General features: G+C 45.1%; 9 protein-coding genes. 3 read left to right on the top strand and 6 right to left on the bottom strand.

What is annotated here, in order from left to right; genetic code table 11:
* Positions 1–141 precede the first annotated feature (141 nt).
* Entirely contained in the window at positions 142–1,566 is a 1,425-nt protein-coding gene (locus NST38_RS14000; protein ID WP_076249446.1) for a glycoside hydrolase family 1 protein, read from the top strand.
* A 193-nt stretch (positions 1,567–1,759) separates the two neighbouring features.
* Here NST38_RS14000 and NST38_RS13995 read toward each other — a convergent pair whose 3' ends face one another.
* From NST38_RS13995 to NST38_RS13975, 5 genes are all read right to left on the bottom strand, one after another.
* On the bottom strand, positions 1,760–2,362 hold the full coding sequence (locus tag NST38_RS13995) for a sugar O-acetyltransferase (RefSeq protein ID WP_101314076.1): 603 nt from the start codon (positions 2,360–2,362) through the stop codon (positions 1,760–1,762).
* A gap of 38 nt (positions 2,363–2,400) precedes the next feature.
* Positions 2,401–2,967 (bottom strand): sugar O-acetyltransferase, encoded by a 567-nt coding sequence (locus NST38_RS13990; protein WP_076249448.1) that lies wholly within the window; start codon positions 2,965–2,967, stop codon positions 2,401–2,403.
* A 219-nt stretch (positions 2,968–3,186) separates the two neighbouring features.
* Positions 3,187–4,350, bottom strand: coding sequence for an MFS transporter (locus NST38_RS13985; protein WP_076249449.1), 1,164 nt, complete (start codon positions 4,348–4,350; stop codon positions 3,187–3,189).
* Positions 4,351–4,478: 128 nt separating this feature from the next.
* Entirely contained in the window at positions 4,479–5,231 is a 753-nt protein-coding gene (locus NST38_RS13980) for a TrmB family transcriptional regulator (RefSeq protein WP_076249450.1), read from the bottom strand.
* An 87-nt stretch (positions 5,232–5,318) separates the two neighbouring features.
* Positions 5,319–7,355, bottom strand: coding sequence for a catalase (locus tag NST38_RS13975; protein ID WP_370511403.1), 2,037 nt, complete (start codon positions 7,353–7,355; stop codon positions 5,319–5,321).
* A 206-nt stretch (positions 7,356–7,561) separates the two neighbouring features.
* On the opposite strand from NST38_RS13975, the gene NST38_RS13970 reads away from it, so the two are divergent.
* Positions 7,562–7,822, top strand: coding sequence for a hypothetical protein (locus NST38_RS13970; protein ID WP_074094912.1), 261 nt, complete (start codon positions 7,562–7,564; stop codon positions 7,820–7,822).
* A gap of 125 nt (positions 7,823–7,947) precedes the next feature.
* Here the strand turns inward: NST38_RS13970 and NST38_RS13965 are convergent, their stop codons facing one another.
* Positions 7,948–11,688, bottom strand: a complete 3,741-nt coding sequence (locus tag NST38_RS13965; protein ID WP_076249451.1) for an alpha-L-arabinofuranosidase C-terminal domain-containing protein — start codon at positions 11,686–11,688, stop codon at positions 7,948–7,950.
* A gap of 385 nt (positions 11,689–12,073) precedes the next feature.
* On the opposite strand from NST38_RS13965, the gene NST38_RS13960 reads away from it, so the two are divergent.
* On the top strand, positions 12,074–14,491 hold the full coding sequence (locus NST38_RS13960) for a family 43 glycosylhydrolase (protein ID WP_076249452.1): 2,418 nt from the start codon (positions 12,074–12,076) through the stop codon (positions 14,489–14,491).
* Positions 14,492–14,563 lie beyond the last annotated feature (72 nt).

The following is a 14,563-nucleotide window of genomic DNA, read 5'->3' as shown; positions in this document are numbered from 1 at the left end:
GCTAACGAACTATAGAATAATAGTATGCCTCAGATCTGGGTCAAAAGTAAAACTTGACGTGTAACCCGTTACAACGTTTAAGCTTTTTTTATGTCATATATGAATCATCTTAAAATCAATTTGATGAATGGAGCGATACACATGAGTAATCAAACCTATCAATTCCCGGAAAATTTCCTGTGGGGTGGCGCAATTGCAGCCAACCAGGCTGAAGGTGCATACAATCAAGGCGGCAAAGGATTATCTACTCAGGATGTAGCTCCCAAAGGCATCATGGGTCCAATCACGGAAGAACCCACTGAAGATAACATGAAACTGATCGGTATCGATCTGTATCATCGCTACAAGGAAGATGTGAAACTGTTTGCAGAGATGGGCTTCAAGGTATTCCGTACTTCCATCGCCTGGTCCCGGATTTTCCCAAAAGGGGACGAGCTGGAACCAAATGAAGAAGGTCTTCAATTCTACGATGATCTGTTTGACGAGTGTCACAAATACGGGATCGAACCACTCGTTACGCTATCCCACTATGAGACACCTCTTCACTTGTCCAAAGAATACGACGGCTGGGTTAACCGAAAAATGGTTGGATTCTATGAGCGTTATGTAACTGCCGTATTTAAACGTTATAAAAACAAAGTGAAATACTGGCTTACCTTTAACGAAATCAATTCGATTCTTGAAGCACCCTTCATGAGTGGAGGCATCTACACGCCTAAGGAGAAGCTTAGCAAGCAAGATCTGTATCAAGCGATCCATCATGAGTTTGTAGCCAGTGCTTCCGCTGTGAAGCTCTGTCATGAGATTATTCCTACGGCACAGATTGGGTGTATGATGCTCAGTATGCCTACCTACCCGCTGACACCGAATCCAGACGATATGATCAAAGTCATGGAATTCGAACACAGCAACTATTTCTTCGGTGATGTACACGTAAGAGGTCGCTACCCTGGTTATATGAAACGTTACTTCCGTGAAAATGGAATCGAGATTCAGATGGAAGCTGGCGACGAGGAAATGTTGCTGAATACGGTAGACTTTATCTCTTTCAGTTATTACATGAGTATCTGTCAGACAGCAGACCCGGAGAAACAAATCGCAGGTGAAGGTAACCTTCTTGGGGGTGTACCTAACCCTTATCTGCCAGCAAGTGAATGGGGATGGCAGATTGACCCGCAAGGATTGCGTTATGTGCTTAACATGTTCTATGACCGCTATCAAAAACCACTGTTTATTGTAGAAAATGGTCTTGGTGCTGTTGATGAGTTGATCACGGGTGCTGACGGCGAGAAAACAGTTGAAGATGACTACCGAATCCAGTATCTGAATGATCATCTGGTTCAAGTTGGTGAAGCTATTGAAGATGGCGTTGAAGTTATGGGTTATACATCATGGGGTTGCATTGATGTTGTCAGTGCGTCTTCTGCCCAGTTGAAAAAACGTTATGGCTATATCTATGTGGATCGTCATGACGATGGATCAGGAACACTCGAACGTTATCGCAAGAAATCCTTCCATTGGTACAAAGAAGTGATCAGCAGTAACGGGAAAAGTTTGCAGCGTTAAGGATCTTTAAGCAAATGTAACAGATACATTCTTCTATCCCTCAGACATATCACATGAAAAAGTGTCGGTTATACGATACCTTGGCATGTTTTCTGTCTGGGGATTTTATTTTTATTTTCAAAAAGAAACACCCGATGATACACATCGGGCACTCTCATTAGCGACTATCACGTTGTTCACTATTTATTCTTCACTAGATGTTCTTCACTACATCCCTGCTGTACTTGGTTTTGTCTTCTTCCGTTATCTTGCGAATGACCCTGCAAGGACTACCCGCAGCAATCACACCAGATGGTATACTCTTGGTCACTACGCTCCCTGCTCCGATGATCGTATTGTCTCCAATCGTCACACCGGCAAGAACTGTCACACCGCCACCGATCCACACATTATTGCCCACCGTGATGGGTCCAACGATCTCCAGACCTTCATTGCGCTGCTCAACATCATAAGGGTGGCCTGCTGTATAAAATCCGCAATTGGGAGCAACAAAAACGTTATCTCCAAAACTAATTTTGCCTCCATCCAGCATGACGATATTATGATTGCTATAGAAGTTCTCACCAATTTCAATATTATAGCCGTAATCACATACAAATGGCTGTTCAATCAGGAAACGATCGGTCGTTCTCCCGAGCAATTTCTTAATTAACGCTTCTCTTTCATTGATCTTGCCTGGATGGAGCTGGTTATAATCGTAACAAAGCCCTTTGGCATGTAAACGCTCTTCAATTAACTCTTGATCATAATTGGCGTTATACAAGAGCCCTAATTGAGATTTTTCTTTTTCAGTCATCATTTTGTAAGCACTTCCCATCTTCTATCTAAAATAAGTTAAAGCTCAATCTCTCTAATAATTCTGGCAGGATTACCGCCCACAATCATATTATCCGGAACATCCTTTGTAACCACAGACCCGGAAGCAATGACCACGTTGTCTCCAATGGTAACCCCCGGGTTAATAACGGCTCTGCCACCAATCCATACATTATTGCCAATCGTGACTGGCTTGCCGTATTCTGCACCCGTACTGCGTTCATGCGGATGGAGTGGATGAGTAGCCGTATAGATATGCACATCTGGCCCCATTAAGCAATGGTCTCCAATACGAACTTCACACACATCTAATATCGTACAGTTAAAATTGCTATAAAAATGATTGCCTACATGAATGTTATATCCATAATCCACATGAATATTAGGTTCCATGCCCAGATGTTCACCTGTAGATCCCAACAGTTCCTTCAATAACTTGGTGCGAAGCTCACCGTCCGTTTCCGTCGTTTGATTGAACGTCCGCGTCATTTTCCTTGCATACTCTCTGTCCTCAGACAATTGAAGATCCGAAGCCATGTACAGCTCGCCATCCAGCATTTTTTGTTTTTCCGTCTTCGTAGTCATGATCACCGCTCCCTCATTACACATCATGTAATTCAACATTAAATAATACTTTTAAAAACTCTTTTAATTATATAGATTAGTATGAATAAAGCAAGTTTTGCTCGATATGAAAATGGTTTATTCTACTGACGCGTACTCTAGCGAAACAGCAAAAAAACCTCTACACCCATTAGACTATGGGAATGCAGAGGTTCAAGCTTTTTGTCTAATTTCTTTATTCTAAGCAACCGCCTGAACGGTTTTTTCCTTAACGCTAATGGCATAGATGGCAGTCACCAAACCAAGCAGAATCAGAACAGAACCAACCCATCCGGTGTTCAGAATCGATGAATGATCGATCACTATGCCGCCGATATAGGTACCCAGTGCAATACCTGCATGGGCAATACCTGAGTTAGTGCTGATTAGCGTTTCGGCTGTTTCCGGCGACGTTTTGATAATGAGACTATTCTGTACAGGCGTAACGGTCCAGCTCAGTGCACTCCAGATGCTTAACAACAACAAGAAGGCGATCAAAGGCAATCCCACACTGAACGGAATGACAGCCATACTTACGATAAAGGGAATCAGCACAATGATAATGGCTTTAGCAGGATGCAGACGATCGGACAACATGCCTCCAATGCCTCCACCTGCAACAGCGGCGATCCCAAACATCATATAGATAAAGGTGACCATCGTCGCACTGGCACCCAGCGTTTCTTGCAAGAATGGCGTGAAATACGCATATAAAGTCAAATGACCCGCAAGCACAAGCAAAGTTGTAGCATGGATTGCCAACATTTTTGGATTCCACAGTGCCGTAAGCTGTTTCTTCAGGGATACAGCAGGAATAGGCTGTACACGATCCATCGCAATCCAGATGGCCACCATAACCACTGCTGTGAGAATAGCGATCAACATAAACACCTCACGCCAGCCTGCCAAGTTACCTACAAAGATTCCAAGAGGTACACCTAGGATAAGTGATGCACTGCCTCCCATGGTAATAATCCCCACGGCGCGTCCTTTATATTGTGGTTCCACAATACGTGCTGCAAGGGTCAGGGAGAGCACAAAAATAAGTGAACCCGTTGCGGCTCCGAGTGCTCTGCCCGCCATCAGCATATAAAAGCTGGAACTAAATGCAGAGATCAGATTACTGATCAGAAATACAAACAGCGTACACATATATACTTTTTTACGCTCGAATCTGGCCGTCATATTTAATAAAATCGGTGCAGACAACGCATAGACAAGAGAGAAAATAGAGATTAAATACCCGGCTTTCGCCAAGGAAAGATGAAGATCCGTAGCAATCAGGTCCAGAATTCCGCCCAAGATCAGTTCAACCGTTCCGACCACAAATGCTGCGATAGCAAGCACATATACTTTCTTATTCATTTTTTGAATCCTCCTCTAAAAGTTACAACTACGATAGTAACCCATAAGAATGAAAGTTTCAATAGCTATTTTCATGATTGTTTTCAAACAAAGATATAACAAAAAAACTATCCTCCAAGAGAATAGTTTTAATAGATTAATCTGGTGAGCAGTTTCTCGATTTCAGCATCCTGTAACAGTTGGTCACCGTATTTTTTAGTAATTTGAGTAAGCGCAACATCATGGTAGAAATAATCAGTCATCGCTTTAACAATCGGTTTGGACATCGTCTTGATCGCTCGCCATGAATCGTGCTCTACACCGGCAAACAGCAGATATTCATGATCCACAATAAGCAGCTGTGATGGTTCCGGCGCATCAAGCAATGGAATCAACGAGTATATCCGGTTTAAGGATGTCTCCATTCCCCCAACGGCAAGCACTTCAACGTACACGCCCTGCTTTTCCTTCTGCTCCAGCAGTTCACGATATTTCTCCATTCGCTCATTCCAGGCCAGAAAAAGAACCGATGAATCTGCTTCCTCGATAAGCTGTTCGATATTCGACGCGATGGATGACTCATCTTTTAACGTCCAGATATGTTCATCGGTGAATGTACGTTTGATTTTGTAACTCTTCAATTCCTCAATATCTTTCTCAAAATCAGCCTTGATCTTATGAATAATAGACTGAAGATCCACAGCCATATATAGTTTCTTCTTCCCATCCATCGTTGTCAGCACCGTTCCCTTGTCGATCAGACGGTTGAGCACTTCATAGATTTTGGCTTTGGGAACGTTGGAGTAATTAACAATCGATGTGGCATCAAGCGGTTCATCCTGGGCAAATATAGCCTCGTATACCTGACTTTCATATTGTGTAAACCCGAATTTCTGCAACATGGTTTGGATCGGCGCATCCCTTCTTAGTGTGTCTGGTCTATCTAGTTTAGACGCATGAACTTCCCATGTCCAGTTTATCCCACGTGGCTATGTCCGATCCCAAAAGCGCTGCTGGGTCATCGCTTGAATGAATTGCTCTGCAAACGCCGCAGGCTGCTGTTCCACAATGACGCCAGGTTTGCCTATAATGCCGACCGGCTGGATCACCGCTGCACCCGTCGGTGTAGCACCGATCGGTTTGAAATGATTGTACGTTTCGATCGCATAGGATCGGGTGTATTTCTGAACATAATCGTTTTCCTGCTGTCCTCCAACAATGAACAGACCATCATATACCAAGGGTGAGCCGGTCAAAAAGCTGTCGTCCACCTTGAGCTCCACATTCCCTGTTCCACGTACCACACCCTGTCTTTCATGTACAATGACCGGTTGAAGTCCCGCTCCCTTAAGCTCTTCCAAAATGTATTGTGTGCTCGGGCCATCGAACCCTTCCCCAACAATCACTCCGACACGCAATGTCTTGGGAGAAAACACCGTATTTGCCATGCTGAGCGCAGGTGACGACTTCGTCACTGGAGATTCAGGGACGTTAGGTACATTGACTCCGAGTTCCACGGCCAGAATAGTCGCCAGCTCCGTGCTGATATGACCTAACATATTGACAACCTGCTGACGAATGGAAACATCCTTTACCTTCCCAAGTTCAAACGTGAGTGCTTGAATAATATGGCTTCTCTCCAAGCCTGTCATGCTATTCCAGAATAGACGTGCTTGCGAGAAATGATCCAGGAAGCTGGGTGCCGTTTTCCGTTCTTTAAGACCTTGCACTGGGGAAGGATATGTCACAAATCCCCCTTTTGTTCCCGGCACAGTATAAGGTGAGTTATTGGCAAGCGAATTGTCATGATAGGCGACTCTCCCCTGATCAATGGTATAGCGAGAGGCTCCATCTCTCTGGTTGTTATGTACAGGGCATATCGGACGATTGATCGGCAGTTCCTGATAATTTGTGCCAACCCTCGCCAATTGAGTATCCGTGTAAGAAAACAGTCGCCCTTGAAGCAACGGATCATTGCTAAAGTCAATGCCACGTACGATGTTCCCTGGATGGAAAGCAACTTGTTCCGTTTCAGCAAATACATTTTCGACATTGCGGTTAATCGTCATTTTGCCAATGATTCGCACCGGAATGTCTTCTTCAGGCCATAATTTCGTTGCATCCAAAATATCAAAATCAAACTTGAATTCATCCGCTTCCTCCAAAACTTGTATTCCGAGTTCAAACTCGGCAAAATTGCCCGCATTGATGTTCTCCCACAGATCCCTGCGATGAAAGTCCGGATCAGCACCTCCTAGCTTTTGAGCTTCATCCCACACAAAAGAATGCATGCCAAGTACGGGCCTCCAATGAAATTTCACGAATCTGGATTTGCCTTCATTGTTCACCAGTCGGAAGGTATGTACTCCAAATCCCTGCATCATTCGAAAACTCCGTGGTATCGTGCGATCCGACATAATCCACATGACCATAGCAGCCGACTCCTGGTTATTCGCAATGAAATCCCAGAAGGTGTCGTGTGCAGTAGAGCCCTGTGGAATTTCATTGTTAGGTTCCGGCTTTACCGCATGAATCAAATCCGGGAACTTAACTCCGTCCTGAATGAAAAAAACAGGTATATTGTTGCCAACCAAGTCAAAATTGCCTTCCTCAGTATAAAACTTCACGGCGAACCCACGTACATCCCGATTCGTCTCGTTAACCCCTTTGGAACCAGCAACTTCGGAAAAACGCACAAACAGCGGTGTTTTCACTCCTGGATTCTGAAGAAAATGAGCCATCGTTAACTCTTCAAGTGATTCATATAACTCAAATTCACCGTAAGCTCCATATCCGCGAGCATGCACAACTCTCTCCGGGATGCGTTCCCGGTCAAAGTGAGACAGTTTCTCACGCATCAGAAAATCTTCAAGCAGCGTGGGTCCACGATCCCCCGCTTTTAGCGAGTTGCTGTCATCTGATATTTTAACCCCTTCGTTGGAAGACATCTCTTTGCCTTTATTATCCCGAAGAAAGGTATTTCTTTGCTCAATCTTTTTATTCTCATCCATAGGTTCCTTGCTCATCCCAATCACCTCCAGAATATATGTATGGGATTGAAAATGCATTTATGAGTATCTGTTATACCTATGAATTGATGTGAATTCCACAGGCACTAGATATAAATGGAAGGTGTTAACCCCATTTATTGCTCATGACGTCTTTTGTCTAGCACCTTCTACATCACATTGTCATTTACTATAGAGAATCTAATAGAAAAGAGATGATTAGTATGGCTCGTGTCAATGCTGTTCCGCAACCGGATCTGGTATTAATCTATTGGTCAAGAAATCCCCTCGTCCCTGGTTCTGCGCGCAGAATCCAAAGTGTGCGCGTGATTGGTAATACGTCTCCATGTACATTCACACTGGTTCCCGGTGCACGGCTAATCAATGCACTGAACTGTTTGCTGGACAATGATATTGGATTCAAAGTGGTCTATCGCCATAAAACGTCGGCAATCAGTGGCGTTCTGTTATTAAAACGCAGATAATCAGACCCAAAGAAATGGTGCCTTCCTTTAGGAGAGTACCATTTTTTCGTTCTTTGATCATCAATGGACAGATTTCGAACGCCAAAAAACCGCGATAAACGCGGTCTCTTGTTCACGATATGAATTTAATTCAGAATATCCATCACCAATACATTCACTGAATGAGCTGTTAAGTTAACGACCACCGATGTATCCGACAGTGTAATCTCCTGTTCTTGGGGAACCACTTTCTCATCATTCTTCTGATTCACATTCGGAATATGCACCAAATGATCTTCTCCAGTAAGTGTGATCAGTCTGGCTGAAGCATTAACCTTCAGATCCTGAAGGCAAATCCGGGTTGATTTATCCTCACCATCTGCATTGACCAGTTTCACATACACATGCCCTGCGTCCTTCGTAACAGAGTGGAATACTTCCCGGTTGTAAGCTTCCAGCTTGTAATCCAGAACCTTGCTGGTATTACGTCCGTCTGTATAGGAGCAAACCAGATTCTTTCCTGTATCTCCACCATAGTTAACCGTGATTGTATAATGGGTTCCATTCTCGAGTGGTTCATAGTTGGCCGCTCTCAGGTTACCTGTTGCCGAGCTGGATGAATAGTCTCCCAGTGTATAACCCTCAATCCCTTGTTTGTACACCTTCACGCCTGTTGCGTTCCCGCCGTAACTAATTGCGTACTCAATGACATCCTTGTTCTCAGGTGAGATATCCGTCAGTCCCACGCCAATGTAAAAACCATCTTCACCTGAAATTCTTTCAGCCTCAACGTGAACTTTGTAGTTGGTCCATTCGGCATTCAGCAGATACAATCCATTCAATCCACTTGATTGTGCCTTCAAAATGAGTCCTTTCCCTTCGATTAACGTATATCCTTCCGATCCAGGAATCTGTCTCCATGCCTCACTAGGCTCTGTACGTTCCCTGAAATCTTCATCAAACATCAAACTGCCATCCACATTGGACGTCACTGTAACTCGTTTCACCACGATGTCTGCATGACCCGTTGCAATCTCGATACCTCCACGAGGAATGAGATTCAACGGTTTGCCTTTGCTATAGGTGGAGAATGAAGTCTCAAGCACCTGATCCCCTACATATTTTGCAAAAAGCTGCTGTACATAGTAATTCGGTGTATACCACACGGTTTCATCATCAAACCAGATGCAGTCTGGCGTCCAGCGGTAAGTACCGTCCGTTAGTACTTTGTTGAACAATGGCGCATAGGCAGCCAAACGAACAACGTCTGCATTATTTTCAAATCCAGTCATGATCGCAGCTTCTGCGACCGCTCCTGCCAGCGTGTTTTTGTCCGTGGAAGCATATTCTCCAACAAATACTTTGGATGTTTCTTTCCAATCGATACTTCCGTCTTCAAGATAAGCCCGGTCATAGTAGTTGTATCGATCCGCGTTATTCAGCAAATATTCATTGGAGCGGTAGTAGTGCTCATCTGCAATGGTGTCCATATAATTGTCCTGGTTTTCATACCAGGTTACCGTCTCCTCAATCACCTCTGTGCCATCTGCAAAGGCAACTTGAGCCGATCCGGTCAGATTCCCGCTGAGGAATTTCCATCCTTCCTGGTACGCATCATCATCCGCCTGAGCACCAACCGTCGAGATAATGTGCAACTCATGATCAGGATAGTTCTGCTCCATGTAGTCATCTATTGAACGTTTGAATACTTCGAAGTTGGCAAAAAATTCAGTGCCCCAGTTCTCATTGCCTACGCCCAGATAACGAAGATCAAACGGTTCAGGATGGCCCATCTGGCTTCGTACAGCCGCCCATTCGTTTTGTTCAAAGTCTGTACTGAGCGCAAAGTCAATCAGATCTGTAAAGTTGCGGATATAATAATCCCTTAAAGCGCCACCCGCAGGGTGAGCATAATCCGAGCGTGCCTGACACAACACACCGCAAGCCATGACTGGAACCGGAGCGGCATTGAGATCTTCCGCCAGTTGGAAGTACTCCATATAACCGAGGCCCATCGTCATCATGTAACCCCAGACATTATAATTTTCTTTGCGGAGCTCAACCGGACCCACAGAATCCTTCCAGTCATATACGTTATCCCAGATAAAAGATCCCTCCGAGATACATCCTCCCGGAAAACGCAGGAACTTCGGATGCAGATCTGCGAGTGCCTGGATTAGATCTTTTCTCAATCGATAGTTCGGGTTACCTGTGTAGTTAGCATGTGCCGTAGCCGATATTCCCTCTTCTGTCGGATCAGCTCCCCATACATTCTGAGGGACTAGGGACACCATATCGATGGAGATGTCACCTGCAAACGTAAGTGCCAGTTGACCAAGTACAGTCTCCGTTCCGATCAGAGACAAACCGTATTTCTTCCATGTGTTCCCGCCTTCAACATGCAGCGTTACCGAATCACTGATGGAAGTGTCACTTCCATCCTGCAATTGAACAGTGATCGTTCCTGCCAATTCTGCTTTTGCCCATACGGTAAAGTCATATGATTCACCCTGCTTGATGGACATGGCACAATGCTGGTTGGAGTCTGAGAATCCACGATTCCGAATCGTAGCCCCATCCTGAACCGTTACATAATAAGCATTTACTTCAGGGTCTTCCACGTTAAAATGAACGTTTAGTCCATCCGTATGCTGTACGCGCATTTTCTCGGTGTCGCCTGACCAGGCAAACAAAGGTTCACGATTTCGACCTGTCGAACAACCACATTCTCCAGAGTCATGCGAGTACGTATCAAATGCAAAAGACTCAAATGATCGATTCTGAACAAGCTCTGCATAGATTCCGCCATCTGCCGCGTTGTTAATATCCTCGTAGAAAAGTCCATACATGACTTCACTGATATCCGCCACCTTCTGATCTCCATGGATAGTGACCGTGTAAGGCGGGAGATGCGCTGGCACAACAGACACGTCAAAGCTTTGGCTCAGCTTACGATCACCTCTGTTCAGAAGCGCACGGAGCGTAACCTCTTGTGCTGATGTGATCACCTGAACCTCTCCGTTCTCAGACAGAACTTCCGGAGCACTGGAGCTCCATTCAACAGACACTTTACCACCCAGCAAGTCTGCGGGTAATGATACATCCTTGGTGATGATTCGGTTGGGGAAGGACAAGTACTTGTCCGCCGCAAGCTTCACAATCGCTTCGTCTGTCAGTGATTCACACATCACTTCAATGACTTCATCCATGGTGAGCGCTGCCCCATAGATCCGAAAGTCGGATAACGAACCTGCAAAGTCCACATCCGCTGCATACTGGGAACGTCCAATATAATTCTGGCTATAATTCTCAGGATCGGTGAACGAATCAAACCATTCGCGCAATTTGGCATAATTGCCACTGGATGTCTGACTGATCGAACCGTCTGCCGCCTTCTCCCCATTCACATATACAATCGGACCCGCACTGCTCAACGTTCCCTCTTGGCTACCTGCCACGGAGAGCGCAATATGCAGCCATTCTCCACTTGCAACTCCTCCACTTGGGTGGACAACCAGATTATCGCCAGCATATAACGTTCCCAAGAGCTGACGTGTCAGAAACAAATACGGTCCCTTCTCCCCTTTACCAAAGTCAAAAATGCGTTCCCACACGTTGGACCCCTTGCCCAGAAACACCCAAGTGGCAATCGTGATTCCCGTGTTATCGCTTACATCACGAAGCAGAATCGAGGGTAATTGCAGATAAGAAGTTCCATTCGCTCCCCCGTTGAAAGTCACCGCCGTTCTGCCTTTCAACTCGGATATCACAGGCGGGATCTCGCCTTTGGTTATAGCATCATGTCCCTTACCGGAGCTGTCCTTCCCGATCTGAACGGTATCTTCAAACGAGTATTGTGCAATTAATTGATTTTGATATGTGCTCATGTTCTTACCTCCTATGTAGTTGGAAATTGTCGGTTCACACTTTTGATTCGTATTAATATAAAATGATTGATAAATAGTTAAACACATTTCTTAAACGTAATAATATCGCATCATCGCTCCCCATTTCAATCCTAAATTTGAGAAAGACAACTGGTTTATTTGAATGTAATGCCCTTTATTGGCTCTTCCCGTCTCTCTTTATTTATTCATTTTAGTCTTATAAACATCACATTTATGGTTTACAAACATATAAATCAATTGATAATATAACAAATGAAAGCGCTTGATATAATGAAATACTCAAAGGAGGTCTGCCGAACCTTTTATCGTGTGCTGCCAAGTATCGGTTGATTTTTCATTCCGGGAAATAGGAAAGGGGAAACGTATGAAACGTTATTGGGTTCGCGTACTTAACATTTCTGTACTAAGCACCACTTTACTTACTGCAACAACTTTGGCGCCAATCTCGGTGTTCGCAAATGGTTCAGGGGCAACCGTGGGTAACTCGCGGAGTTCCACCACACCTATCGCTAATCCTGCTCCAACATTTAAAAATGTTTCCGTTCATGACCCTTCTGTCATTAAGGTGGATGATACGTTTTATATTTTTGGTTCACACCTGCAAGTAGCTAAGTCCAAAGACTTTCTGAACTGGGATCTGGTCGCCTCCGGCGTTACGGATAACAATCCTGTTGTCCCCAATGTAACCAAGGAATTCGCTGAAGCGCTGGAATGGGCGCAGACAGATACGTTGTGGGCAGCAGATGTCATTCAATTGGCGGACGGCAAATTTTATATGTACTACAATGCTTGTAAAGGGGACTCTCCGCGATCAGCGCTCGGCATTGCTGTCGCAGACAATATCGAAGGCCCTTATAAGGATCAAGGCATTCTGTTGAAATCCGGCATGTGGGATCAGATCAGTGAGGATGGTACCATTTACGATGCAACGATTCATCCCAATGTGGTTGATCCGGATGTCTTTTATGATAAAAACGGCAAGTTATGGATGGTGTATGGCTCGTATTCCGGAGGGATTTTCATTCTCGAGATGGATGCAACGACAGGTAAACCACTGCCAAATCAAGGTTATGGAAAAAAGCTGACCGGAGGCAATCATAGTCGTATTGAAGCCCCTTATATGCTCTACAGTCCCGAAACTGATTATTATTATCTGTACCTGTCTTACGGTGGGCTAGGTGCTGATGGAGGATACAACATTCGCGTAGCCCGCTCCCAAACACCGGATGGACCTTTCCTCGATGCGGAAGGAAACGATATGATCAACGTTAAAGCGGACAAGGATAAACCGTTGTTTGACGATCGTTCTATTGAGCCATTTGGAGTCAAATTGATGGGGAACTTCCTGTTCGAGAGACAGATCGGTGATCCGGGCACAGGCCTAGGTAGCGGTTATGTATCGCCAGGGCATAACTCTGCTTATGTTGATCCGGAGACTGGCAAACAATTTCTCATCTTCCATACCCGCTTTCCAGGGCGTGGCGAAGAGCATGAAGTTCGCGTGCATGAGATGCATATGAATGCAGATGGTTGGCCCGTTGTTTCGCCGTATCGCTATGCGGCTTTGGGAGAGGATACCACGCAACTGACAACTCAGGAGATCGCTGGTCAGTACCAATGGGTGAATCATGGTAAGGACATCACGGCGGACATCAAGCCATCCCAGACGGTTCAGTTCACGGCAGATGGGCAGATTCATGGTGCCGTGACAGGAACATGGAGTCTTGGTACAGACAACAAGGTTCAGATCACTTCGAATAACGTTGTGTACAAAGGCGTTTTCACACATGAATGGAATTCGGAATCTCAAAGTACGCTTCTGACCTTTAGCGCCCTCTCCTCCTCCGGGATAGCCATCTGGGGAAGTCAAGGTGTTGAACGGAGTGATCAGGACATTGTAGATGCGGTAAAGAAGGATCTGAGCATTAGCAGTACGGATCATGTGTTCTTCAACCTATCTCTGCCTACCAAGGGAACAAGTGATGCAGAGATTACGTGGAAAAGCTCCAATGCTTCGGTTCTATCCACTACAGGTGTAGTACAGCGACCTCGCGCCGGTAAGGGCGATGCCAAAGTGAAATTAACCGCAACGATTCGTAAAGGAACTGCGGTAAGCTCCAAAACGTTTAACGTTATCATTCCACAGCAAGCGGTAAGCCCATTGCTCGGGGAGTATACTTTTGAACATAAGAAACTTGGCAAAGTCGCACAGGATTACAGCAAAAACGAATATCACGGACAAGCCTTTAACGTGGTCAGTTCTGCTGCTAGTGGCAAAAATCAGGCTGCTACATTCAATGGGACAGACAGTTACATTCAGTTACCTGGACTCATTACAGATACAATGGATTTCACGTTTAGCGCCTGGGTCAATTGGGATGGTGGCGGGTCCTGGCAGCGTATTTTCGACTTTGGAAATGGTTTAACGAGGCATATGTTCCTCACGCCCTCCCAGCATAATGGAGCATTACAATTCACCATTCATAATGAGGGACGGGATCAGAGCCTGATTGCAGCTAATCCACTGCCTTCCAAAGAGTGGGTTCATGTCGCTGTAACCCTTCAGGGTGATGTGGGTACTCTGTATGTGAATGGTACATCGGTTGCAAGCAGCTCTGAGATTACTTTTAACCCGAAAGATCTGCAGGTAACGGAAGCTTATGTAGGCAAGAGTCGTTATACGTCTGATCCGTTCTACAAAGGCAGTCTGGATAACGTAAGAGTGTATGATAAAGCATTAACAGCCAAGGAAATACAGCGTCAGGCTAAAGAAAAGCAATAAGTTAGAGTCCCCTTCGCTAGAGGTTGGGGGCTCCATAGTGCACACATCAATAAAGCAGCCAATGTATTGAAC

This window comes from Paenibacillus sp. FSL H8-0104, assembly GCF_038050215.1.
Taxonomy (GTDB): domain Bacteria; phylum Bacillota; class Bacilli; order Paenibacillales; family Paenibacillaceae; genus Paenibacillus; species Paenibacillus amylolyticus.
This window is presented reverse-complemented; position numbering and strand designations above follow the sequence as displayed.

What these genes read in the sequence shown, in the direction of transcription:
- NST38_RS14000 (WP_076249446.1), top strand. Translation starts at nt 142, where the DNA reads ATGAGTAATCAAACCTATCAATTCCCGGAAAATTTCCTGTGGGGTGGC.
- NST38_RS13995 (WP_101314076.1), bottom strand. Translation starts at nt 2,362, where the DNA reads ATGACTGAAAAAGAAAAATCTCAATTAGGGCTCTTGTATAACGCCAAT.
- NST38_RS13990 (WP_076249448.1), bottom strand. Translation starts at nt 2,967, where the DNA reads ATGACTACGAAGACGGAAAAACAAAAAATGCTGGATGGCGAGCTGTAC.
- NST38_RS13985 (WP_076249449.1), bottom strand. Translation starts at nt 4,350, where the DNA reads ATGAATAAGAAAGTATATGTGCTTGCTATCGCAGCATTTGTGGTCGGA.
- NST38_RS13980 (WP_076249450.1), bottom strand. Translation starts at nt 5,231, where the DNA reads ATGTTGCAGAAATTCGGGTTTACACAATATGAAAGTCAGGTATACGAG.
- NST38_RS13975 (WP_370511403.1), bottom strand. Translation starts at nt 7,355, where the DNA reads ATGAGCAAGGAACCTATGGATGAGAATAAAAAGATTGAGCAAAGAAAT.
- NST38_RS13970 (WP_074094912.1), top strand. Translation starts at nt 7,562, where the DNA reads ATGGCTCGTGTCAATGCTGTTCCGCAACCGGATCTGGTATTAATCTAT.
- NST38_RS13965 (WP_076249451.1), bottom strand. Translation starts at nt 11,688, where the DNA reads ATGAGCACATATCAAAATCAATTAATTGCACAATACTCGTTTGAAGAT.
- NST38_RS13960 (WP_076249452.1), top strand. Translation starts at nt 12,074, where the DNA reads ATGAAACGTTATTGGGTTCGCGTACTTAACATTTCTGTACTAAGCACC.